Annotated in this window: 24 protein-coding genes; 21 read left to right on the plus strand and 3 right to left on the minus strand. The window is 68.4% G+C overall.

The genetic code is table 11. From position 1 onward, the window contains the following. The first annotated feature begins 29 nt into the window (after nucleotides 1–29). Together ACP4E5_RS30335 and ACP4E5_RS30340 are read left to right on the plus strand one after the other, a co-directional pair. A complete protein-coding gene (locus ACP4E5_RS30335) occupies nucleotides 30–362 on the plus strand; it encodes a hypothetical protein (protein ID WP_425834159.1) in 333 nt (110 codons plus the stop codon). Nucleotides 363–473: 111 nt separating this feature from the next. Then, a complete protein-coding gene (locus tag ACP4E5_RS30340) occupies nucleotides 474–1358 on the plus strand; it encodes an SGNH/GDSL hydrolase family protein (protein ID WP_425834161.1) in 885 nt (294 codons plus the stop codon). Nucleotides 1359–2671: 1313 nt separating this feature from the next. On the opposite strand, the gene ACP4E5_RS30345 is transcribed toward ACP4E5_RS30340, so the two are convergent. Continuing rightward, nucleotides 2672–3220 (minus strand): GNAT family N-acetyltransferase, encoded by a 549-nt coding sequence (locus ACP4E5_RS30345; protein ID WP_425834163.1) that lies wholly within the window; start codon nucleotides 3218–3220, stop codon nucleotides 2672–2674. Then, the gene (locus ACP4E5_RS30350) at nucleotides 3211–4464 is read right to left on the minus strand and encodes an NsdA family TPR-like regulatory protein (RefSeq protein WP_425834165.1); all 1254 of its coding nucleotides are present in this window, start codon (nucleotides 4462–4464) and stop codon (nucleotides 3211–3213) included. The genes ACP4E5_RS30345 and ACP4E5_RS30350 overlap by 10 nt, the downstream gene beginning before the upstream one ends. 275 nt (nucleotides 4465–4739) lie before the next feature. Between ACP4E5_RS30350 and ACP4E5_RS30355 the strand changes: the two genes are divergently transcribed. The 19 genes from ACP4E5_RS30355 (at nucleotide 4740) to ACP4E5_RS30445 (ending at nucleotide 21028) form a co-directional block, all read left to right on the plus strand. Then, complete coding sequence (locus ACP4E5_RS30355; RefSeq protein WP_425834167.1) at nucleotides 4740–5162, plus strand: ATP-binding protein; 423 nt, start codon at nucleotides 4740–4742, stop codon at nucleotides 5160–5162. A gap of 190 nt (nucleotides 5163–5352) precedes the next feature. Next, entirely contained in the window at nucleotides 5353–6390 is a 1038-nt protein-coding gene (locus ACP4E5_RS30360) for a radical SAM protein (protein ID WP_425834169.1), read from the plus strand. Continuing rightward, nucleotides 6390–7031 carry a nucleoside/nucleotide kinase family protein gene (locus ACP4E5_RS30365; protein WP_425834171.1) on the plus strand — a complete coding sequence of 214 codons (642 nt, stop codon included), beginning with the start codon at nucleotides 6390–6392 and terminating at the stop codon, nucleotides 7029–7031. Before ACP4E5_RS30360 ends, ACP4E5_RS30365 begins: the two co-directional genes overlap by 1 nt. Beyond that, nucleotides 7024–7506 (plus strand): hypothetical protein, encoded by a 483-nt coding sequence (locus ACP4E5_RS30370; RefSeq protein ID WP_425834173.1) that lies wholly within the window; start codon nucleotides 7024–7026, stop codon nucleotides 7504–7506. The genes ACP4E5_RS30365 and ACP4E5_RS30370 overlap by 8 nt, the downstream gene beginning before the upstream one ends. Further along, the gene (locus tag ACP4E5_RS30375; protein WP_425834175.1) at nucleotides 7503–8303 is read left to right on the plus strand and encodes an STM4013/SEN3800 family hydrolase; all 801 of its coding nucleotides are present in this window, start codon (nucleotides 7503–7505) and stop codon (nucleotides 8301–8303) included. The genes ACP4E5_RS30370 and ACP4E5_RS30375 overlap by 4 nt, the downstream gene beginning before the upstream one ends. A gap of 18 nt (nucleotides 8304–8321) precedes the next feature. Continuing rightward, on the plus strand, nucleotides 8322–8753 hold the full coding sequence (locus ACP4E5_RS30380; protein ID WP_425834177.1) for an NUDIX hydrolase: 432 nt from the start codon (nucleotides 8322–8324) through the stop codon (nucleotides 8751–8753). A 717-nt stretch (nucleotides 8754–9470) separates the two neighbouring features. Further along, entirely contained in the window at nucleotides 9471–9851 is a 381-nt protein-coding gene (locus tag ACP4E5_RS30385; RefSeq protein ID WP_425841765.1) for a pentapeptide repeat-containing protein, read from the plus strand. Between the two features lie 103 nt (nucleotides 9852–9954). After that, nucleotides 9955–10323: a hypothetical protein gene (locus ACP4E5_RS30390; RefSeq protein WP_425834179.1), complete on the plus strand. Its 369-nt coding sequence runs from the start codon at nucleotides 9955–9957 to the stop codon at nucleotides 10321–10323. Continuing rightward, nucleotides 10313–10744: a DUF6093 family protein gene (locus ACP4E5_RS30395; RefSeq protein WP_425834181.1), complete on the plus strand. Its 432-nt coding sequence runs from the start codon at nucleotides 10313–10315 to the stop codon at nucleotides 10742–10744. The genes ACP4E5_RS30390 and ACP4E5_RS30395 overlap by 11 nt, the downstream gene beginning before the upstream one ends. Beyond that, complete coding sequence (locus ACP4E5_RS30400; protein WP_425834183.1) at nucleotides 10744–11172, plus strand: HK97 gp10 family phage protein; 429 nt, start codon at nucleotides 10744–10746, stop codon at nucleotides 11170–11172. Before ACP4E5_RS30395 ends, ACP4E5_RS30400 begins: the two co-directional genes overlap by 1 nt. Beyond that, the gene (locus ACP4E5_RS30405) at nucleotides 11169–11615 is read left to right on the plus strand and encodes a hypothetical protein (protein ID WP_425834185.1); all 447 of its coding nucleotides are present in this window, start codon (nucleotides 11169–11171) and stop codon (nucleotides 11613–11615) included. Before ACP4E5_RS30400 ends, ACP4E5_RS30405 begins: the two co-directional genes overlap by 4 nt. Before the next feature lie 132 nt (nucleotides 11616–11747). Next, a complete protein-coding gene (locus ACP4E5_RS30410; protein WP_425834187.1) occupies nucleotides 11748–12404 on the plus strand; it encodes a phage tail tube protein in 657 nt (218 codons plus the stop codon). 2 nt (nucleotides 12405–12406) lie between these two features. Beyond that, nucleotides 12407–12958 carry a hypothetical protein gene (locus ACP4E5_RS30415; protein WP_425834189.1) on the plus strand — a complete coding sequence of 184 codons (552 nt, stop codon included), beginning with the start codon at nucleotides 12407–12409 and terminating at the stop codon, nucleotides 12956–12958. Between the two features lie 140 nt (nucleotides 12959–13098). Continuing rightward, nucleotides 13099–13299, plus strand: a complete 201-nt coding sequence (locus ACP4E5_RS30420) for a hypothetical protein (protein ID WP_425834191.1) — start codon at nucleotides 13099–13101, stop codon at nucleotides 13297–13299. 50 nt (nucleotides 13300–13349) lie between these two features. Beyond that, complete coding sequence (locus ACP4E5_RS30425) at nucleotides 13350–17621, plus strand: phage tail tape measure protein (RefSeq protein WP_425834193.1); 4272 nt, start codon at nucleotides 13350–13352, stop codon at nucleotides 17619–17621. After that, nucleotides 17618–18550 carry a phage tail family protein gene (locus tag ACP4E5_RS30430; RefSeq protein ID WP_425834195.1) on the plus strand — a complete coding sequence of 311 codons (933 nt, stop codon included), beginning with the start codon at nucleotides 17618–17620 and terminating at the stop codon, nucleotides 18548–18550. Before ACP4E5_RS30425 ends, ACP4E5_RS30430 begins: the two co-directional genes overlap by 4 nt. A 10-nt stretch (nucleotides 18551–18560) precedes the next feature. After that, entirely contained in the window at nucleotides 18561–19490 is a 930-nt protein-coding gene (locus ACP4E5_RS30435) for a hypothetical protein (RefSeq protein WP_425834197.1), read from the plus strand. 2 nt (nucleotides 19491–19492) lie between these two features. Continuing rightward, the gene (locus ACP4E5_RS30440; protein WP_425834199.1) at nucleotides 19493–20593 is read left to right on the plus strand and encodes a hypothetical protein; all 1101 of its coding nucleotides are present in this window, start codon (nucleotides 19493–19495) and stop codon (nucleotides 20591–20593) included. Beyond that, the gene (locus ACP4E5_RS30445) at nucleotides 20594–21028 is read left to right on the plus strand and encodes a hypothetical protein (RefSeq protein ID WP_425834201.1); all 435 of its coding nucleotides are present in this window, start codon (nucleotides 20594–20596) and stop codon (nucleotides 21026–21028) included. A gap of 1357 nt (nucleotides 21029–22385) precedes the next feature. On the opposite strand, the gene ACP4E5_RS30450 is transcribed toward ACP4E5_RS30445, so the two are convergent. Beyond that, nucleotides 22386–23135 carry a transposase family protein gene (locus ACP4E5_RS30450; RefSeq protein ID WP_425834080.1) on the minus strand — a complete coding sequence of 250 codons (750 nt, stop codon included), beginning with the start codon at nucleotides 23133–23135 and terminating at the stop codon, nucleotides 22386–22388. Nucleotides 23136–23245 lie beyond the last annotated feature (110 nt).

Consider the following 23245-nt stretch of genomic DNA (forward strand, 5'->3'; position numbering starts at 1 on the left):
CCGCACATGTCCTGGAGATGGTGGTGACAGTGGACGAGTTCCAACGGTCATGGCTGCGCGCGCAGCTAGGCCCGGACGCGGATGATGCCGACCTGGAACGCCGGTACTTCCGCCTGAAGTTCGTGCGAGCCGTCGCACTGGAGGTCCTCGGGGAGCGGCGGGCGAAGCTGCTCGGCGATCCGCTGAAGGTCACCGTCGACGGCGTGGTGACCATGGACCTGCAGGAGAACCTGAAGGGGATCGAGCGGCAGATCGAGCAAGTTCGGCAAGCCGCCTCCCCGGACGAGACGGTGGCTGAGGAGCCGGAAGCAGGCGGGCTTTTGACCGTGGCCTGGCTGGCACCCAACCGTCACTACCGATAGCCGGTCAGGAGCGTGACTGCGCGACATCCGCCGGCCCGCGCCCGCCTGCTCGTCTCCGTCCGACCACCTCCGTGACCACGGCCCTGTACCCCCAACCTCCTTGGAGTTCGCTTGCCCCTGCTCAGATACGCCGCCGCTCTCGGCGCTGCCCTGCTCGCTCTGATCAGCGCGGACACGGCCACCGCCTCACCCCACGCGCGCCCTGCCGAGCACTATGTCGCGCTCGGCGATTCCTATACCTCCGGCACCGGGATACTTCCGCACACCGACACCACGTGCACGCGCTCCGCGAGGAACTATCCGACCAGAGTTGCCGAGCAAATCGGTCCCGCTTCATTCGTCGATGTTTCGTGCGGCGGTGCGACCACCGAGCACCTGTGGAAGCCGCAGAACGGGGTACCGCCCCAGCTCGACGCTCTCGGCGCGGACACGACGCTCGTCACGCTCGGCATGGGCGGTAATGACATCGGGTTCGGCGAGATCCTCGCACAGTGCGTCACCCGTAGCGCGAGCGACCCGACCGGCACCCCGTGCCGCGGGTACCACACCAGTGATGGCGAGGACGAACTCGCCCGGCGCATCACCGTGACCGCCCCGAAGATTGCCGCCGCTCTCGATGGCATCCGCGACCGCGCCCCGCACGCCCGCGTGATGGTCGTCGGATACCCGGTAATCGTGCCGCACGAGGGCACCGGCTGCTGGCCGTACGTGCCGATCGCCGACGGCGACGTGCCGTACCTTCGCATCGTTGAGCAGCAGGCAAACGCCATGCTCTCCGAGCAAGCACGGTCGCACGGCGCCGAGTTCGTCGATACCTACAAGCCCACCGTCGGGCACGACGCGTGCCAGGTCCCCAAGCGCCGGTACGTCGAAGGGCTGCTACCGGCCCGGCCTGCGGCACCGTTCCATCCCAACGCCGAGGGCGCCGCGACCATCGCGCGGGCAGTGATCGCCGCGTATTACCACCAGCATGCGGTGGTTCTCGCGCATGAGTAAGCGAGGTGGTTCCCGGTCCTCATCGGCGCCCGGGACCACGATGTCGTGGAACGCGTCCCCGATGGTGCGCAGAATGCTGTGGTGCCTGTCGGTGACCAGATCGACGGTCTCGATGGCGAGTACGCCTGGGTGACCACGGCCCGAGCCTCGGTGTCGACGGATTCCGGCGAGGGAGTCGAGCCGCACCTCGGCGCCGCGGAGCAGCGGAGCGAGCGCCGCCAACTTGGCTGCGGCTCGCCCCGGAGCGTCCAGACGGCGTCCATCTGCCGGGCAATCATCCCGACCAGTCGCTGTTCTGCATCCGCGGACAGGTCGGCGATCTGCGCTGCCCCGTACTCGACCTGATCGGGAGATATGGGCATAAATGCCTTGATTCCTCCAATCGGTGAACCTCGGTGAACGAACTCGCCATGTATTATCGCCCGATAATCAACAATTGCAGAAATGTTCGATTGGGGGGTGTCGTGGAGTTCGTGTCAAGCGCCGATCAACTCGGCGGTATGCGGTCGGCCCTGGAAGACGGTGAGGCCATTTTGGGCTACGAGCCCCAGGAGGGGTTTGGTGACCGATGCTGGCTACTTCACGAGGCTACGGAGGATGGAAAGCGGGTCCTGTGGAGTGATGTATTGGCGCGTGCAGGGAAGCGCCTGGAGGACTGGCCGCACAACCTGTCATTCAGGGTGTTCGCGGGGCTGGAAAAAGTAGGTGACGTTAGGCCGGAAGATATTGGGGTGATTGATCGCGAAAGCCTTGGACGGCTGGTCGAGGTCCTTGCCCGCCATAGTCCAGACGAGATGCGGACGGATTGCTATTGGGCGCAGGCTGGAATTGAGTGCTTGGGTGCGGAGGGAGTAGCCGTCCGGCGAGGGAGACTGGAGGAATCTCGTACCCTCTACGAGTTGTGTGACATCGATAATCCGGACTGGTGTGAAAGTCAATTCCCTGCGCACTGGTGGCCTCTAGAGGGATCCTGGTTCGTGTCCACGAATTGGGATCTTTCAGCGACCGAAGTTTTCGGGCCTCCGCCCCTGATAGCCGACCTTCTCGCCGATGACCGGCTAGAGGTCGTGCGTCACCTCAGCATTGCGGATGTGGACAGGAGAGACCCGTGCCCGAGCTGGGGTGATGTCCCGCCGAGTGGTGGTGGCGGCCAGGGCTCAGGAACGCGCGGGTGTCTACTCAGGGCGTGCGCCCGTTGTCGGTGACCAATTCCTGAGCGTGAGGCCGGCCGTCGTCTTGGCGTATTGCCCTCGCTGTTCGTGGTCAGCGCCGTCTGGGCGAAGTGACATCGTTTGCGCGATGGCCGTGCCTGGTTACCCGAATGCGCCTACCGCGCGAGGGTCGGTCGTCGTCCTGTCGGGAAGATCCTTGACCATTACGGCGTATCTGGGCGAGTCATCGGAGGGCTTAGACTCGTCCACCTGCCGATATCCCCAACTTTCGTACAATCGCACGACCTTGGTGTGGTCGATCTCCACCTGGAGAGAAACCACCTTCGCTTCCACGGGAGCGATCAAGGTGTCGTGAATTCTCTTGGCCCGGCTTGTTCCACGCCATTTGGGCAGCACCATGAGTTCTGACAGCGCGAACACGGGGCCACGCACGTCAAGAGGGCGGTCGCTGCCCTGCCACCAGCCGCCGGGCGCGAGCATGGAGCCGTAGGCATAGCCGACTGGCTCACCGTCCTCCCAGCCTGAGATGCACCGCCAGTTCTTCCGTGCTGACCACAGGTCCAAGAAATAGGAGAAACGCTCACGCGAGTGGAACGGGTCGGGGTTGTCCGCGTACACCGTGTCGTGGATGTCGAGCAGCATCGAGCGCACGTCTTGAGCGTCGGCGTGGCCATAGCGCCTCAGGTCCATTGGTGAGACTCCTCGATCCACTCGGTGACTTCAGGTGCCTTCGATCCGGAGGCGACCAACAGTTCACGTCCCCTGGTCAAGGTCTTCGCAGTCCTTCGGGACCCGGAGCCGGGAACCAGGACCGCGGAGGCCTTCCTCGCGGTATCGCAGCCCAATTCAAGCTCACCCTGCCTGACCTGCGCGAGCGACAGGTGCGCTGTAAAGAGCGCCCGGTCGCGAGACATGTCATGGGGGACGCTGGACAAGGTCCGATGCAGGCAGAATTCGGCCCTGCCGTGGTCGCCGACGGCCGTCCACACGTACGACGACAGGGCATCGAACTCGGCCGGGCTGTAGAACTTGATCCAGCCGGTGGAGCCGGCCTGAGTACTCCGACCGAAGTTCTTTTCTGCCAGGGCCAGAGCACGCAGAGCGTCGGCGGGTTGATTCAGTCTGGCCAGGGCGTTGGCGTTGCGCATGTGCCCGAGCGAGCTGAAGAAAGGGTCACTTCGCGCTGCGGTCGAACGCTTCATCACGTCGGCGCTTGCGGCAGCCTCGGCATGGTTCTCGCGCATGCTCGACGCGAGCATCAGGTGATCCCAGATGCGGTAGATCGTCGAACTGTCCCGTGAGAGGCCGGCCAGGGTCATGGCCTTGTCCAGGTGGGTACGAGCACGGACGGGCGAGCTTGCGTCGAGGGCGGCAAATGCCGCAGCGGCCATCGCGTCGGCGGCGAGACGGTGCAGCTTGTCGCGGACGCGACTGGAGGCCGTGCCGGTGGACACCGCGGACTGGACTCGCATTGCGAGTTCGATGGCCAGGTTCTCCACCCGCTTCGTGCCGCCCACGACCCGGTCCTGTCGGAGGATGCTGATGTAGTCGCGGTGGAACCGGTCCACGTCATTCACGCCGAGCCGTCCCGGTCCTGTCTGTGGAACCGCGAGAGACAAGCTCACCCCGCCTACTGCGTTGACGAATGCGCGACGCTGCACAGGCCCGTCCTTCGATGGTGCGTGACTCTTCTTGCGCCGGGGGATGAACCCTAGAGCCTCCGACGAGGCGTCCAGTACCTCTTCGATGCACAGCCGGATGCGATCCTGCGGCCACTTCGTCTCGTAGCGCAGCCAACGTCGTACATCGGCGTCCGTGACCGCGCCTGGGGAGCCGGTCAGTCGTTCGATCGCAACGTTGATGTCCCGGGCCAACCCTGCCTGAGAAAAGCCGAGTTGCTCGATGCGCGCTGCCAGTCTCACGTTCGCGTACACAGCACGAAGGTAGCGGTCTGCGATCACGCTGCCACAGCACGAAGGTAAAAATCACCGGAGTGACGGGCTTGAGTGCCCCGCAGTTTCACCTGTCGCGGGCTTCGCTGCGGCCGTTCACTGATTGTCACCCGACGTCGGCACCACCTCGTGGCGTTCAGCCGCCCACTCGGCCCGATGTTACTTAAGGCGACACCTGACATCGCACCCGGTGGCCTCCTGGACCTCCCGATCGACGAGCCCGTAGAGAAAGGCAAGGACCAGTGACTGTGAACACGATGGACACACCAGTCATCACCGCGGACGTCAGTCGCAGCTGGCAGATGGAGTATCGGATGGTACGTGGGTCCGTCTCGGTGGTGCGTATCCACGTCCGGCGGCACCTGACCATGTGGGGGTGGGGTGGCGACCAGTACGAGGCGACACTGATCGCTTCGGAACTCGTCACCAACTCGATCAACCACGGCCGGATCGCCGGCCACGTGATGCTCGTGCAACTCGCGCTGCTGGACGACGGCGAGCTCCTCATCGACGTGTCCGACCCACTGCCCGCCTTTCCGAACTTCGACAGAGCCCAGCTGGTCAGCAGCGAAGCCGAGCAAGGCCGTGGGCTGGACCTGATCCGTGAACTGGGCGGCCACCTCACGTGGTTCCTGCGCGACGGCGTCGGCAAGACGACCCGCGTCCTCCTGACGCCATGACGATCCGGGACTGCGCACCCGGCTGCGCGGATGCGTGGCGGCTTGCCCGATGCCTCCGCAGCCAGGCGCGGAGGCCCGCGACCCACCACATCAGCGGTACGCCATGACGGTCGCCCCGTCGCACGGCCACACCGCGATCCACTGACCGCTTGCCCCAGAAGGACTCCGCACCCCCATTTTCGGAGGTCCCATGTCTCTGCCCTTCAGTCTGACCACACAGCCGTTTCCGGCTGGCGGCGTCGACTACACGGCCCTGCGCAACTTCGCTGCTCTGCGCGGCCAGTTGCGTGTCTCGCTCACCCCGTATTGCAACGCGCGGTGCTGGTTCTGCCACAACGAGGGCGATGTGTCGCCACCGGAAGCACACTGTGGCGGAGGCAAGAAGCCCCGCGAGCGGCAATTCGACGCGGCCGCCTACGTGCAGACCATCACCAGCCTGATGGCGGCCGGGCTCAAGCGCGTGTACTTCACCGGTGGTGAGCCCTTGGTCTCCCGCTGGGTCCGCCCCGTCCTGGAGGCACTCCCGCCCGCGGCCCCGGACGCCTCGTACACGTTGATCACGAACGGGCTGCTGGTGCGCCGCAACCAGGAGTGGCTGGCGCGCACTCCGCTCGACAAAGTGAAGGTGTCGCTGCACTACTTCTCCGACGCGTCGCTGAAGGCGATCGCGAAGGTGTCCCAGGGCATCGGCGTCATCCTCGACGGCATCGAAGCGGCACGGGAGGTCTTTCCCCGCGTCGAGCTGAACTGCCTGCTGCAGCAACAGAATGTGCACGAGGTCGAGGCGATCCTCGACTACGCGCTGGAACGACGCATGCCAGTGCAGTTCATCGAACTCGTCGACACCGACTACAACGCGTCCGGGTCGTCGGCCGCGGTCTCCGCCGACGGTCTCGTCCGCTATCTGCGCACCCTCACCAGCGACGAGCACACCGAGATCGCCGGCGTCGGCCAGGGCCGGCGCGTTTTCCGCGTCGACGGCATCGAGATCGACGTCATCCACCGCGACCTCGGCCGCCATCACGTCGGCCAGTGCGGCTCCTGCGCGCTGCGGCCCCAGTGCGTCGAAGGGTTCTGGGCGTTGCGGGTCGACCACGCCGGAGGTCTTCAACCCTGCCTGCTGCGCGACGACCTGCGCCTGGACCTGATGGAGCACCTCGATGATCCGCAGGCTCTGACGTCCGCCGTCGCCCGCCATGTCACCGCCTTCACGGAGGGAACTCTGTGATGAGCGTCCTGCCTGTCGACTACCGGCCGCGTACTCATGAGGGGACGGCGCGGCCGTTCCTCGTACTCGAGGGCATCTCCGGCATTGGCAAGTCGACCTTGACACGCCTGCTGACCCACCGGATGAGCGCGGAGCAGCTGCACACGCTGCCGCAGCCGCACAACAGCTGGTCCAAGGTGGTCAACGACCGTCTCGCCCCGCTGCCCCAACTTGCCTTCTACCTCTCTGGCCTCCTGCACGCCGCCGATCGCGTCCGCACCGCCCGGCAGAGCAGCCCGGTGATAGCTGACCGTTACCAGTCCTCCGTGCTTGCCTGCCACGGCGCCGTCCACCACATCGCGATCGAGCAGGTGCGCCGTCTCGCCGACCCGTTCCTTCCCTATGTCATGCAGCCCACGATCACGTTCTACCTGCGCTGCTCGGAGGAGACGCTGCGCGCCCGGCTGCGCACCAAGCGGGACATCAAGCAGGACGACACGGACCTGATCGCCGTACCCGGCCGCCTCAAGCAGCTGCTCTTCAACTTCGAGGCGATCGCCGCGGACGATCCGAGCGCCGTGTGGATCGACACCGACGGAAAGACGCCCGACCAACTCGTCCGCGAGCTTCACCTGCACGCCCTGGAGTGCACCAGTGCTTAACCCGATCGACACCGCCGCCGTCATCCGCGACGGCGGCGCCACCGGCACCGCTCCTGACCAGATCCACGCAGGCGTCGCCTGGTGGCTCGGCGCCTGCCTCGTCGTCACCCGAGGCGCCTCCCGGGCTGTGGTGGGAGATGACGGGCACCCCATCAGCACCGAGTACGCCGCCCGTTTCGCACGCGGCGCCACCAACGCCGGGCACTACCGATGCCACACCACCGTTGTCATCGGCCCCGTGGACGAGCAGACTCTGCTGGACTTCCGGGCCGACGAGCAGGCCGTCGCCGCCTACATCAGGACCCGCGAAGACGCCACGGTCACCATCACTCTGTACGACGTCGCGGGCGAGGTACTGACCGAGCGGAATGGACTCGCCCGTATCCGCGCACTCATCGCAGAGGACCGGGTGCCAATCCCGGTCAACAAGGCTGCCCGCGGCACCCTCGACGAGCGAGAGGCGGACGCGCCGTGACCGCCACGATCGACGCCGCCCATGTCATCCACTCCGGCATCCCGATCCTGTTCGTGACGCTCGACTCCCTGCGCTACGACGTCGCCGCCACCGCCCTGGACGAGGGCCGCACCCCGCACCTGGCCCGACTGCTGCCCGGCGGGAAGTGGGAACGCCGGTGGACACCGGGCACTTTCACTCTGCCTGCGCACATGGCGTTCTTCTCCGGCTTCCTGCCCAAGCTCCTCACGCCCCAGCAGCCGCCCCGACTGTGGGAGTGCCGACCCCCCGCCTTCAAGTCGATCGACCTGCACACCTTCGTCTTCGACGCCCCGAACCTGCTGAGAGGCCTCAACGATCACCGCTACACGACTCTGTGCGTGGGCGGCGTCACCTACTTCTCCCGCGAGACCCCGCTCGGCAGCGTGCTGCCCGACCTGTTCGACGAGGACTACTGGCGACCCCAGTGGTGCTCACCCGAACCCGACTCCACCCGCCACCAGGTCGACTTCGCACTCACCCTCGCCGACAAACCCAAGGTGCCACTGTTCCTGTTCCTCAATGTGTCGGCCACTCACGTCCCGCACGGCCACTACCTGGGCGATGCCACCGACACTGTCGCCTCCCAGAAGGCTGCCCTCGCCTACGCCGACGCGCACCTCGGCCGTCTCATCGACAAGATCACTGCCCGCGGCCCCTGGCTGATCATTCTGTGTGCCGACCACGGCGACGCCTTCGGCGAGGACGGCTTCCACGGCCGCGGCATCGCCCACCCCGTCGTCACCACCGTGCCGTACGCCGCGTGGCTGGCCCCATGACCGCTACGCTCACGGCCCATGAGCGAAGCCCCCACCCGCGACGCCTCGGTGATCGTGGCGATCGACGACGCCCGCAAGGTCGCGATCCTCAGCGCCCACTTCCCTCGGCACGGCGGGGACTACCTCTTCCTGCCCGGCGGCCGACGCGAGAGCGACGAGGGCGCCTCCGCTTGCGCCCGCCGGGAACTGAAGGAAGAAGCCGGCGTGACCGCCGACCGGTGGAAGCACCTGGGCAGTTATGCGATGACGGTGGCTTCCATCGCCCGCGTCGATCTCTTCCTCGCCCAGGACCTTGCACTGGGACAGCAGCAACTCACTGACACCGAACAGGACTTCAAGCTCGAATGGTGGCCGCTGCACGACGCGATCACCGCAGCCGAGCAGGGACGGTTCCTCCTGCCTGCCGGGCCTCTGGCGCTGCTCCTCGCCGAGCGAACCATCGACGGATGACCTCCGGTTCGTGGTCGGGCCGTCCTCCAGCAGCAGGCGACACAGCGACCCGTTCCCGTTCAGATTCATGCCAGTCGGCCCCTCGGGACGCTGGCCTCGGGCGCTGCTCGCGCGAGGCCGTAGAGCTGGGCCACTACAGGTAGGAACGACTCCGCACTCGGCTACAGGCGCGCTCACGACAGTTCCCAAGAAGTCCTCAAGGGTGGCCTTGTAGACCGTTTCTGAACGGTCCTTCAGACTCGTCCTATGAGGAGGGTGGGGAGAGGAAGGGCTGGAGCCGGATTGCTCGCAGCGATCAGCGTGAGTTTCGTCGTGCTCCTCTTTGTCTTCTGTGTTGGGGTCTTTCCTGGTTGGCTCGTCGATACGGACCTTGAAGGTCGGTCTGCTACTACCAGCGAGATACTCCTGGCCCGCGATGCTGTTCGTGCGACCTTGATCCAGGCGCTTGGCGGGACGGTCCTGCTCTTTGGTGCGTACATCAGCTGGCAGCAGTTTCGTAGTGGCCACCGAAGGCGCAGGGTGAACTCCAGCTCGCACGGGAGAGCAGGCTTACGGTGCGGTTCTCGCATGCCATCGGTCAACTCTCAAGCGGCGAAGCTGCCGTACGGGTGGGCGGTGTGTACGCCCTGGGCCGGATCGCACAAGAGCCGGAGGAGGATAGTGAGTCCATCGACGAGATTCTGGCGGCCTACGTAAGGCCTCGATCGTTCGCTCGACCTGACCGGCGTCGACCTTCGCCGTGCTGAGCTCGCCTGGGCCGACCTGAGATGGGTGCGGCTGCGGAACTGTCTGCTCGCTCGCGCCAGCCTTGCAGGCGCAGATCTACGGGGAGTAGATCTGCGCGACACCGACCTCACGGGTGTGATCGTGCGCAATGCGCGTGCAGATCCTCTTACTTGGTGGCCTGACGGCTTCGACTCGGACGTAGCCGGAGTTCTTGTCGAATGGACTCTGGCAGGGGCTGATCTACGAGGGGCGGACATGAGGCGAGTTGGCATGAGTGCCACGGATCTTCAGGGTGCGGTCGCCAGTTCCTTCACGAGCTGGCCCCCAGGGTTTGACCGGAGTGCTGCCGGGGTGCGGTACGACCCCGCTTAGCCACCCGTGCAGCGCACGACCCGCCGACGGAGTCCAGTTGGACTTCCGCCCGTCGCGCAGTGCGTCCGTGAAGCTGTCCGACACAAGGCTTAGCGTCGGTGGAATGGACGCTTCCTCTGGCAGCCTGCGCGTTGTCCGTATCTCCACCAAGGCCAAGCTGGCCTCTGTCGAGATCGACGGGCGGCGCCTCGAAGACGCGCTCGGCGGCTTCAGCATTTCCCACGCGGTCGGCGAGTACCCACAGGTCATTCTGTACGCGGCTCCGCACGCAGAAGCCGACTTCGAGGGCCTGGCCCGGGTCGCCGTCGCCGATGCGGCTCAGCCGGGCCCGGCCGCGGCGGCGTTCCTGGAAGCGATCGATCCGGCCGAGTTGGAGCGGGCGGCCCTGTCGCGGCTCGATCTTGGCACGGGCCCGCAGTCGGCGACCCAGGCCATGCTCACCCAGCTGACGGAGTGGGCCCGTGGCCTTTGATGTGGACGGTGCCCGCAGGGTCGTCGCCCGCATCCTGGACGACCAGTTGGAAGTCTGGCGCGATGATGCGGGCCATGCGGACGACGTACTGGACGAGGCGAACGGCGCGTTGAGGCGGCCCGTGCCGGACGAGATGCCGGTGTGGGACGGGCTCGGTGCGGTGATGCCGCTCGGGCGGCCCGCGATCACGCCACCGGTTGACGGCGCACGCCTGTCGGAGCCGCCGAGCACCGACTACCAGGCCGTACTCCCCGTCGAGGCGCCGGAGTTGCGGCCGGACGACGTGGTGCGCGTCGCAGGATCGGTACGGCCGGGCGGGCCACGCGATCCGCGGCTGGTCGGCCGCCGCTTCCGGGTCTCGGACGCGAACGTCGGGACGTACAGCGTGGTGCGCCTCGTGCGGGTGCAGGTGATCGGCTGATGGCCGCCGCGAACCCGCATCCGAACGCTCACCCTTCGGCGACCGAGTTCCGTGACCCGGTTGCTCTGGTCGCTGCGCTGTCCCGGATGGGGCCCGCCGTGCGGGCCCGTACGCGGACGATCACCCGGCACCACGCGATGCTCCTGCGGGTGCGGATCCAGCGCTATGCCTCCGGCTGGCCCGGCCCGAACGTCATCACCGGCCAGTACCGGGCCTCGTGGGACGTACGGGTGAGCACCGAGGGAGGCCAGGTGACCGCGGAGGTGTACACGGACGCTCCGCAGGCACGACGCCTGGAGTACGGCTTCGTCGGCTACGACGCGCTTGGCCGCTACTACCGGCAGCGCCCGTTCCCGCACGTCGAGCCCGCCTACCGGCAGACCGAGGCCCCCTTCCTCGAGGCATTGCGGAAGGGGGTGCTGCCATGAGCGCGCGGCTTCCCGTCACCCGGGCGCTCGCCGCGCTCGTCGAGCACGTGACCGGATATCCGTGCGGATGGGGCGAACTTCCGCGTATTCAGTTGGAGTCGGGGGAGTGGGAGCCAGCCCCGCTGCCGCACACGGTCCTGGACTCGCTGCCCGGCGAGTTCACCGGGCCGCCGCTGTGGGACTGGCATGCGGACGCCGCCTGGTCCTACCAAGTGACCTCGGTGGGCGAGCGGGACGATCAGGCGCAGTGGCTTGCCGACCGGGTACGCGAAGCCGTCGTCGGGCGTGATCACACAGGCTGGATCCACAAGCTGTGGATAACTCAAGCTCGCGTGATCAATCGAGAGTTGACGTACGACGCGGCGGGCGAAACGTCGGTGTCGGCGGCAGGGGCTATCGTGTCCTACGTTCAACGGTTCACGATCACCGTTACTCCCACCTGACGGAGCCTTTGCTCGGCAGGTCCTCACCGCGGAGGCCCGCGCGGACGCCCGGCTCATGGCCCGGCGACCCCTCTTTGATTCGAGGGGCAGGGCCTCGGCAGGGGACGCTGCCCCGGAAGTGGGAGTGGACCCGTGTCCGACAACTCCGCGAACTCCGTGACGAGTACGAAGAAGGCATCGGGCGGCCGGAGCCGGTTCTTCCGGCGCGGCATCGCCAAGATCTACTGGGTCAAGAACCTCGCTGACCCCGAGCACCCCACCCGCACCGAAATCAGCGAACCCAACCGCTTCGACCTCACGGATGCGGTCGCATCGGTCGAGGGCTGGGCTCTGTCGAACGAGGCGATCGAGACGCCCGACATGGGCTCCACGTTCAACTCCTCTATTCCCGGCAACGACACCGCCGAGGACAGCTCGCTCACCTTCTACGAGGACCGCTACAGCAATGAGGTCGAGCAGCAATTGACCAAGGGTGCCGCCGGCTACCTGCTGCTGCTGCGCAAGGGCGACATCCCCGGCTCACCGTCGATGGACGTCTTTCCCGCGCAGGTCGCGACCCGGTCCGCGTCGTACACGACGGACAACGAGGCCGCCCAGTTCGAGGTGTCGTTCACGATCACTGAGGAGCCGGCGCTCGACACCGTCGTGCCGAAGGCGATCATTCGTCAGCCCAAGCCGGCCCGCCCCGGCTCCGAACACCGCCGTGACGGAGAAGAGGGCGAGCACGTCGACGTCACCGTCGTCGCCACCGCGGCCACCGCCACCGTTCACGACAGCGGCGAGGAGTGACGGTGACCCGCCCCGCACCGGTCACGGAGCCCATGCCCGCCCAGCAGGCTGAAGGGGCATGGGCGGCCAAGATGGAGCGCCTGCGCCGCCGGGCCACCCCGCGCAGCACCCTGCGCATTAGCGACGACGACGAGCTGCGCCGAGCCCTCACCGAGGCCGAAGCGCAGGCTCGGCGTGCCCGCCTGTTCGCCGAGGCGACCCCAGACGACGCGGCTGCCACGGCGCGCGCCGCCGAAGCCGACGCCGCGCTCGCCGAGGCACGTTCCATGTACGACGCCGCCAGCGACACCCTCACGTTCCTCGCGCTGCCGCGGCCGGTCCTGGAGGAGCTGATCGGCCGGCATCCGCCGACCGACGAACAGGCCGCGGAGGGCGCGGTGTTCAACCCGGACACCTTCCCTCCGGCCCTGATCTCGGCCGCCTCGTCCGACGGGATGAGTCGCGAGGAGGCCGCTGAACTGCTTGCGACGTGGCCGGCGGCGGAGGCGAACCTCCTGTGGGAGGCGGCCTGGCAGGTCCAGCAGGAGAGCCGGGTCGAGCTGGGAAAAGACTGAGCCAGGACGCGGCGCTGCGCGCCGAACTGGAGCTGTGCGAGAGCTACCGAATCCCGCACTCGCAGTTCCTCGGCGGAACCGGGACGTGGACGGACCTTGACCGCGCGAAGGCGTTGGCCTGGGCGGAGTGGAAGCGGGACGTGTGTCCCGAGTGCCACACCCGCCTCGCCGAGTGGGACCGCGAACGCGGCGGTGATCCGCACGCCTACGTCACCAGCACCTTGCGTTGCCCCGGCTGCGAGCTGATCGAGACCGAACGCGACCACGTTCCGCAGGGCCCGTCCGGCTACGGCGTCAAGATCCAGCTCCGGCCGCGGCACCTGCACCGCGACCACCCCTGACCCCATCCAGTACCCCAGGTAAGCATGACGTATGAAGGGAGCCGACGGCGGTGGCCGGGTTCACCCTGACCGTGGCGATGCGCGCCGAGGTCCGCGACCTTGTCGCGGGCTTTCGCGCTGCCTCCACGCAGGCCCGAGCCTTCGCGGATCGCACCGGCGCCGCAAACCGCTCCCTGGCCCGCCTCGATGCCAACAGCGCCCACACAGCAGCCCAGTTCGCGGCGATCAACCGCAGTGCCCGCGCGGCGGCCGTCGGACTGAACCAGCTCACGGCCCGCGCGGGATCCGCACGCGCCGGACTGCGGCGTACGGCCGACGACGGCGCCCGCTCCGTGACCCGGCTGCAGCGCACGATCGCGGGCGCGAGCAGCCGCGGCCTGTCCTCGGCCAACCTGCTGGCGGGCGGCGCCCTGTTGATGGGGACTGGGGCGGTCGTCGAGGAGGGCAACCAGTACCAGAAGCAGATGAACCTGTTCCGCGCCGTCACCTCGGCGACCGCCGGGCAGATGAAGCGGGCGGGCGCGACGGCGCAGGACCTCGGCAACGACCTCTCGCTGCCGACGGCGACCTCGGCGGACGCCGCGGAGAGCATGGTCGAGCTGGCCAAGGCGGGCTTCCGCACCGACCAGGCGATCGATGCCGTCCGCGCCTCGCTGCAGTTGGCTTCGGCCGCCGACATCAGCGCCGCCGACTCGGCGAAGTATCTCGGCGACATCATGGACCAGTTCGGGCTCGGCGCCGAGCAGTCCTCCCGCGCCGCCGACACCCTCGCCTCTACCGCGAACAACGCGTCGGGCTCCATCACCGACATCTACTACTCGATGCGGTACGCGGGCCCGGTCGCCAACGCGCTCGGCGTCTCGCTGCAGGACACCGCCGCCGCTGTCGGCATGCTCGGCAAGTCCGGCATCCTCGGCCACACCGCGGGCACCTCGCTGCGCGGCATCTTCGCGAACCTGGCCGCGCCGACCCCGCAGATGGTCACCGCGCTCAAGAACCTCGGCATCGAGGCATGGGACGCCCAGGGCAACTTCCGCGGCCTGCGCGTGGTCATCGACGGCCTGTCGAAGGCCGAACACTCCATGTCGCAACAGGACTTCACCGCCAACGCCACGAAGGCGTTCGGAAAGAACTCCCTGTCCGGCGCCGTCGCCCTCGCCCACCAGGGCACCCAGTCCTTCGATGACCTGACCCAGGCCGTCTCCCAGACCGGCTCGGCCGCCGCGATCACCGCCTCCAGCGGCGAGGGCCTGACCGGCGCGATGACACAGCTGCGTACCCAGGCCCGGCAGACCGGGCTCGCCCTGTACGACGGGATGGCGCCAGGCCTGGAGTACCTGGCCCGGCTGATGACCCGCGGCCTGGCGGGTGCCACCCCGTACCTGACCACGGCCCTTGAGTACGGGCGCGACCTCGCCACCCTGTACGGGCCGGACCTCAAGGCGCAGACGGCGGGCGGGCTCGGCGGCCTCGTCGGCGAAGCCCGCCGACTACTCGGACCGCTCAAGGAGATCGGCGAGGACGCGCTGGCGACCGGTCTCAACCTGCTGGTCAACTCGGCCGAGGCGCTCGGCGACGTGCTGGGGAACGCCGCCGACGGTGCCGAACCCGTCCTGGGCGCGCTCGGCGCAATCGGCGAGGACGGAGGAGCGGCGGCCGGCACCCTCGACATCGTCGCCACCGCCGCCAACCTGGTCCTCGACGCGGTCGCGGGCCTGTCCTCGGTCCTCGTCCCTATCGCGCATCTAGTCGGCGGACTGGTCAGCGCCTTCGGGGCGCTGCCCGGCCCGATCCAGTCGGCGGCCCTGGCGATGCTGCTGTTCCGCCGGGTCCAGCCGACGCTGATGGGCGTGGCGAACACGGTCTCCGGCCCGGTCCGCGCCGGTTTTCAGTCGTTCAACCAGCAGATGCGCGTACAGCAGTCGCTCGCCGCCACCGCCGGAATGTCCCTCAACCGCTACGGCGCCGCATGGGCCGTGCTGCAGGCCCGCTCCCAGGCGCTGGGCTCGATGACCGCCGCGTTCCGCACGGTGAACGGCGCCGGCACCACCTTCCAGGGCACCCTGACCGGCATCGGCCGTGCGGCCGGCTCCGGCCTGCGCTCCGCTCTCGGCGGTGTGACGAGCGCACTCGGTGGCCCGTTCGGCATCACGATGGCCGCGGTGTCCGTCGGCCTCGGCCTGCTCGCTGCACGGCAGGAGAAGGCGGCGCAGGCTGCCGCTGCCCACCAGCAGCGGATCTCTTCGCTGACGTCGGCGCTGCGTGACTCCGGCGGCCAGATCGACGGCAACGTACGCGGGCAGGCCGCGCAGATCCTCCTGGACACCAAGACCGAGCAGGGCCAGCTGTCCAAGGTCATGCAGGAGGCGGGCGTGCCGCTCGCTTCGCTGACCGACGCCTACCTCGGACAGGGCGCCTCCCTGGAGACGCTGCAACGTCAGCTGCAGGCGACCGCCGACCGGCACATGGTGTGGAAGGACGTCGCCGGCGGCAAGGCGTCGACGCGGGAGTACTCGGATGTTGGCCAGCAGTACAAGGACGCTGCCGACGCGTTGGGCAGCGTCAAGGGCGAGATGGACCAGTCGGTCAAGAACGCGCGGGAGTTGGCCAAGGCATCCCAGGACGCTGGGGACGGCACTTCGGCGTACGACCGTCTCAAGACGGCGGTAGGCGGGCTCGCCGACGAGACCGCCGACGCGGACACCCGCACCCGCTCCCTGAAGAGCGCCCTCGACCTGCTGTCCGGCGGACAGATTTCGCTTCAGGCCGCCCGCGCGAAGGTCAACTCGGCGGTCCTGGACCTCAAGGACAGCAGCCAGGGCGTCAACCGCGAACAGGGCTACGGCGGCAGGCAGCTCGTCAATCACGACAACACCCTGAACACCACCACCCGCAACGGACAGCAGCTCTACACCCAGCTCACCTCCCTCTCCGACGCCGCGGCCGACGCCGCCGTGGCCTCGTACTCGCTCGCCCAGCAGAACGGCGAATCCCTGCCGCGCGCCCTGGCCAAGGCCCGCACGGCGATGGCCCGCGCCCGCACCGAAGCCGTCAGCGCGGCCCGCGGATACGGACTGACGCGAACCCAGGCCGAGGCCGTCGCCGGCAGCCTTGGCCTGCTGCCGGACAAGGTGTCGCTGCTGCTGCAGACGCAGGGCATGGACTCCACACTCGCCAACCTGATCGCCGTGAAAGCCGAGTTCGACCGCGTACCCAACGCCAAGACCATCAAGGTCGACTCGCTCAGCGAGGGCGCCCAGCAGAAGCTGCGCGACCTCGGCTTCACCGTGAAGACCGTGCCCGGCACGCGTCAGATCAAGGTCACCGCCCCGACCGAGAACGCACGCGCGAGCCTGGGCAGCCTCATCAACCAGCTCGCCAAGACCCCGAACGCGAAGAACGTACGCGTCTCCGCTCCGGCCGCAGCCGCCATCGCGAGCCTGCAGGCGGTCCAGGCGAGGATCCGGGCGACACCCGGCGCAAAGACCGTACGGATCGCCGCGCCGACCGCACTGGCCCGCCAGGAGCTGGAGAAACTCGGCTTCAAGATCAAGGACACCAAGGGCAAGACGGTCACCATCGCCGTTCCCACCGGCAGCCAGCAGTCCCAGATCGCCGCGCTGCGCCGGGCGATCGCGAACCTGCGCGACAAGCAGGTCACCATCACCACCCGCCGCGTGAACGTCTTCGACACGATCCGCAACGCCCCCAAGACCACCGCGGACGCACTCCGCCAGCAGGCCGACAACCTGAAGCGGCAGGCCCGCGGCGGCATCCTCGACTTCTACGCCGACGGCGGCATACGCGACGCCCGCAGTACTCGCGGCCCGCGCCAGGAACGGCACGTCGCGCAGATCGCCCCGGCCGGCAGCTACCGCATATGGGGTGAGCGAGAGACCGGCGGGGAGGCCTACGTACCGCTCGCCGACTCCAAGCGCGAACGCAGCAAGGCCGTCGTCGAGAACGTCGTCGACCGCTTCGGCGGCACCGTGCAGTGGTACGCCGACGGCGGAATCGCGGCCCGCGCGGCCGGCGACTACCGGCCCATGCTTGCCGCCTCCTTCCGCCAGGCACGCAACGCGAAAGTCATGGCCGGAGTGGTGCGCGCCTTCGACGTACGGGCCGGAGGTGACCGTGCGCGCACCCGCACCGTGGACGCCCGCGCCGGCAGCCGCGTCCAGGTCGTCGTCGTACGCGAGCAGCAACCGCTGATCGGCACCATGCCGGTCACCGTCTCCGACAGCTCCGCCAGCCCCGAGCAGATCGGCACCGAGATGATGCGCAACCTGCGAAACGCCCAGCGCGGCGGAAGGATCCGATGACCACCCCCAACGTCCAGACTCACCCCATCGCCCTGGGCCCGTGGCAGTACGAGATCGGCGGCGTCGTCCTCGGCCACCGCACCCCGGTCCCGGTCGGCAACATCGAAGGACTTGGCTCACCCGGCACCCGACCCCAGGACGAGGACAACCCGACCGGCGACGGCGCCCTGGCGGGCCAGGACTTCTACACCGCCCGCACCCTGCGCTTCGAGGCCGGAATCAAGACGCCCGGTGACCCCGTCGCGGCGGCCGAACTGCTGGCCCGCCTCGAGCAGGCCGTCGACGACCCGGCCGCCCGCACCAGCCCTGACGGCCGCCACGTACTGCGCGGACGCTGGCCCGGCCACCAGATCCGCCGCATGTACGGGCGGCTGCGCCGCATGGAAGCCACCAGCACCACCACCGCGATCAACGGATGGATCCCGCTGGACATCGAGTTCGCCGGACTCGACCCACGCTGGTACGCCGACGAGGCATCTCACCTCACACTCGGCCTCGACCAGGCCGCGCGACCCGGGCGCTCCCGCGCCGTCGACGAGGCGCTGGGCGCACCCGCCTGTGACACCGGCGCCGACCCGGACGACCGGCCCGGCTGGGTCACCAACCACGGCGACGCCGCCTCGCCGTCGAGCCTGCGCATCACCGGCCCCGTCATCAACCCCCGGATCTGGAACACGGTCACCGGCCGCGTCCTCGACCTCGACATCGAGCTGCGCGCGGGGGAGTGGGTGGACATCGAGACCCGCCCCGGCACCTGCTGGGCGTTGCGCAACGGCACCGGCAATGCCGCGGGCGTGCTGCTCGCCCCCTCCCGGCTGGACCTGTTCACCATCCCGCCGGGTCGCTCGGAGATCGCCTGGAGCGGTCAGGACCTGACCGGCACCGCTCGCCTCGACATCACGTGGCGCTCGGCGTACACCACCCTGTGAGGAGCAGCAGTTGACCCTCGTCCAACCCCCGATGCTGGTGCACGGCGCCCGCCACTCTGCCCGCGCTGCACGCCTCCTCGTCCGCGACCTCGCGCACGGACGCCAAGGCGTCGCCGAGGCCGAGGACTTGAAAGTCCTCCCGCTCCAGGCCCCCGGCCCCGCGGTGCGCGTCGCCGACGGTTCCGCACTGATCCACGGAGCGCGTCCCTGGCAGGGCGCCTACACCCAGACCAACATCGGCGACACCGTCATCGACGTGTCCCCGACGGGGCCCACGGCGCGCACAGACCTCCTCGTGCTGCGCGTCGAAGACCCGGAGTACGAAGGGCAGCGGGATCCGCGTACGCAGGAGATCGGCTACTTCCAGCTCCTCGAGGACGTGGCAGCCACAGCCGACGCGATCCCGGACGGCATGACCGGTATCCCGCTCGCGCGGATCACGCTGCCCCGCGACACGGCCACGGTCACCGCCGACATGATCACCGACCTGCGGCAGGTCGCCGACCCGCGCACCGACCGCATCCTGCGCATCGCACACCCCAAGGACACGGAAGCCGCCCCGGCCGAGCACGGCAGCTGGGCGGCGTGGCCGAAGGAAGCCGCCGTCGACCTCGACATCCCCACCTGGGCGACCCGCGCGACAATCGTCGTGAACATCTCCGGGCTACGCGCCGAGGCGGGCAGCGTCTACACCCAGCTGCGGGCCCGCCTGGGCGAGCGCACCACGAAGCCGACCATCGTCGATGACGACGGCACCACCACCCGCCGCACCAGCGTGACGGTCGCCGGCACCCTCACCCTGCCCGCCGCCTACCGCGGCACCCGCCAGCACCTGGCCCTGCAGATCAACCAGGACGAGAAGTACGGCGACGGCGACCTGACCGTCGCGGGCGGCACCACGGTCATCGTGGAGGCCGAGTTCACCGAGAGCGCGGTGTGAGCGTGCCCGACTACCGCTACATCATCACCCGCGCCACCACCGGCGAAGTCCTCCACTGGAACGTGCCGCTCTCCGGCGTCTCCTACGGCCCGGAACTCAACGGCCCCGGATCCCTGACCGCCACCCTCAAGCCCGTCTCACCGCGCATCGAGGATCTGCTGGATGCGGGTGACACCGTCCTGCTGATCGAGCGGAACGGTGATCTCGACTGGGGCGGGCTGCTGTGGCGCTCCGAAGATCAGAACGCCCAAGACGGCGTGGAGGGCTCCGGGTTCACCAGTTACCTGCACAAACGCTTCGACCTCCACGGCAACCTCGAGGGGCGCGGCCCATACGTCGAGGCTGACCCCTGCCAGGTCATCCGCGACGTATGGGCCTACGCCCAACAGGCCCCCGACGGCGACCTCGGCGTCACCGTGGACGACACCACCTCCACGGCCACAACCGGCACCGCGAAGACTCCGTACGCCACGCACGCGTGGGAACCGCGCAACCTGGGCGACATGGTCGATGAGATGGCTGACGTCGACGACGGCCTGGAATGGTCCGAGACCGTCACCTGGCGGGACGGGCACGCCGAGAGGCGCATCCTGCTCGGCACGCCACAGTTGGGCCGGCGCCGCACAGATCTGACGTTCACCACCGGCGCCAACGTCACCGGCGACCCGCAGGTCATCAAGGACGCCGACGCCTACGCCCAGTGGGTCATCGGACTCGGCGCGGGCGAGGGCCGCAAGCGCAAGGTCGCCATCGACGGCGAACGCAACGGCCGCCTTCGCCTGGAGACGCTCCTGGAGACCAGCGAGAAGGACGTGGCCAAGCTCAAGGCGCGCACCCGCCGAGAGCGCCGGGCCCGCCAGGTCCTGCCGACCCTGACCGAGCTGGAGATCGCCGACCATCCGGCCGCCCCGCTGAATGCCCTGCGTGTGGGAGACCTCGTCCGCATCCAACTCCACGAGCCGCACCCCATCTACGACGGATGGAACCGCATCACCGGCTGGACCGTACGGCCCGGTGACGGCGAAACTCTCGAGCGCATCACGCTGACCCTGGAACGCGCCCTGACGCCGGAAGAAGACGACGCCCAGGCCGAGGAGGCGTAAGTGCCGGACACGATCGCTGATCTCGCCCGCCGCCTGGCCCGCCTGGAGCGCCGCGTCACCACCCTGGAACGCGCCCGCCGCACTCCGTACCCCGAGTGGAGCGACCTGCCGCTGACCGGCGACACCGCGGTACCCGATGCGTCCCAACCTCCGCAGGTGCGGGCGAACTTGTGGGGTACGTTGGACCTCAGCGGCCGTATCGCACTCACCGAGGGACGTGCGGTCGACGGGATAGCGATCGCGCTGCTACCCGACGGCCACCGCCCTCGGGTCCCGCGCTCCCTGCCCGTCGCATCCGATGCGGTACGTCGTGTAATCCACCTCGACCTGAGCCCAAAGGGCGCGGTGACCTTGCGCGTCCCCGGCGGCGGCAGCGTGAAGGCCACCTGGCTCGGCCTGGACAGCGCCTCGTGCCGCCTGGACGCCGAGAGCTAGCCGCATCAGGCCACGTTCGCCCCCGGCGACGACCTGCTGTAGCCGCATGGCGGTGCTGCCAGGCGACGCAGCGGCGGGGAATCCGACGCACCGCAGGACGGCTTGAGTCGTTGGCGGAATGTAAGTCGATGTTCGGCTGCGTCGCTTGGGCAGGATCCTGCTCTCTACGGATCCGGCCGGCCGCGGCGCAGGGCACATGTCGACGCCCGTGCCGACAACTGCCGGTCCGGCACCAGTTCCGAGTGCTTAGCAGGCGCCGCAAGCCACGTCCATCCGTTGCCAGGAGCAGTCCGAACGCGGAGAATGCAGTCAACTCGGCAGGGCCATATGGGCTGCTGGGGCGGCCGCAACCGACCAGGAGATCAGCGGCGGCCGTCGGGCGCGAGGAGCGGCAGCTTCTCCCTACTCCTTGCGCGGGTGTCCTCTGCGGCAGCGGGGCGCGGGAGATTCCCCGCTGCGTTTACGCAGTAGGGCAGGGGCTGGAGTCGCGCCTCGTCGGCGACGCGCGACTCCAGTGGGCTCCTGGGTAGAAACTGTCGATTCAGAGTCTGGGAGCCGGCATCCGGAGCGCACTGCCGCCCTTGTCGTGATCGGTAGGGCGTACGGATCAGGGCGCGTGGCCGCCGCTGCATTACTCCGCCGCAATGCCGCTCACGCAGCGGAAGACGACGAGTTTGGACGCGATGCCGGGAAGACGCCTCGCGCCGTGGCACCGCACATGATCGGACGCTTGGGAGTGTCGTGCCCACAGGAACAGGAGGCGCCATGGAGGAGCGGAGAGTCGAGCCAGTACGCGTCGACGAGGGCAGCCTGCGGCGGAGTGTTGTCGGTGGTCTCCATGCCCTAATCAACGATCAATACGATCATCCCGCACGGGCGGTCAACGAGCTGGTTGGCATTCCATGCATCCGATGGAACACGCCACCCTCCGATGACAGTTGAGGGATCTAGCCGCTAGGTAGTGGTGGGCCCGGCCGCCTCGCCAGTTCATTGAGCAGCCCCTCGGCGTCCTCCAGCCCGGCCCGGCGCGGGAACTCCACGACGTCGTCATCGGGGTGCACGAGGCCGAGGACCTGCCCCGTGCAGTGACGCGTCGGCCGCCCGCGGCGAGCGACGGGTGCACGATGATCGGGACGCTCGCCGTACCTCCAGGGTGCGGCGGTCCTGTGCCACCTCACATTGAGCGTGTGCCATCGAACCTTGATCGACGCGAGCTCGTGCCATCACCACACCGGCCGGAGGGTTGGATGGGCGACGTTCGGCTGATCGGGACTATCGGGGAGCGGAGGGTACTGCAAGTTCCGAAAACTCACGGCCAGCTTGGGAATTCTGTCCAGATTCCAGTCAGTGAGCGTTTTCAGCGTTGCCTCTCCAGGGTGAGGACGGCTTTGGTGATGACGCTTATGCGGTTGGGGCTGATGCGGGATCTGCGGAATATCTGCCAGGACTTCAGTCGTGCCATGCCTCGTTCGACGGGTGCCCGGGCTGCGGCCAGGGCGCGGTTCGCAGATTGCTCGGTGGGTATGAGTTCGCCGCCTGGCGGGCGGCGCTTGGCGGTGGTGACCCAGTCGCCGCCGCCGATGTAGGCCATGTCAGCGAGGATGGGGACGCCTTGGCGTTCGCAGATCCGGAGGATCTTGTGGATCCGAGCGGCTGTCAGATCGTGGGTCCGGCCCGGCAGCGCCGGCGACAGCCAGAGGATCTTCCCGGTGGGATCCGTGACGACCTGCACGTTCACCCCGTGCCGCTTGTGTTTCGCCGAGTAGTCGGCCCGGCCGTCGCCGACGCGGTCGCACTCTGCGAGCGTGCCGTCCAGAAGGACGAAGTCCGGGTCGTGCGTGCGCAGCGTCTTCAGCAGGCCCGGTGCCTGCTCGGCGAGCAGGCCGGCGACCGCGCTGACGTAGGCGTGGGCGGTGCCGACGGATATCCCGAAGGCCGCGGCGATCTGGGCGAGGGTGTCATGGCGGCGCAGGTACACAAGTGCGACCAGCGCGCGGCGGTGCGGCGGGAGTTTGCACCGCCGGTCACCCTCGCGGGTGACGATGAGCATCGTGAGCCACTCGACCAGGGCGTGAGGCAGGTCGAGTACGGCAGGATACGGAACCAACAGGGCTCCTGTGCTGCTGAGTTGAGACGTCGAACACCTCCCTCAACGGCACGGGAGCCCTGCCCGTTGCGCGCCCCGACGTCACACCGCCCCCATCACCCGATCGGTGA

Source organism: Streptomyces fractus (assembly GCF_049844455.1).
Classification (GTDB): Bacteria; Actinomycetota; Actinomycetes; order Streptomycetales; family Streptomycetaceae; genus Streptomyces; species Streptomyces fractus.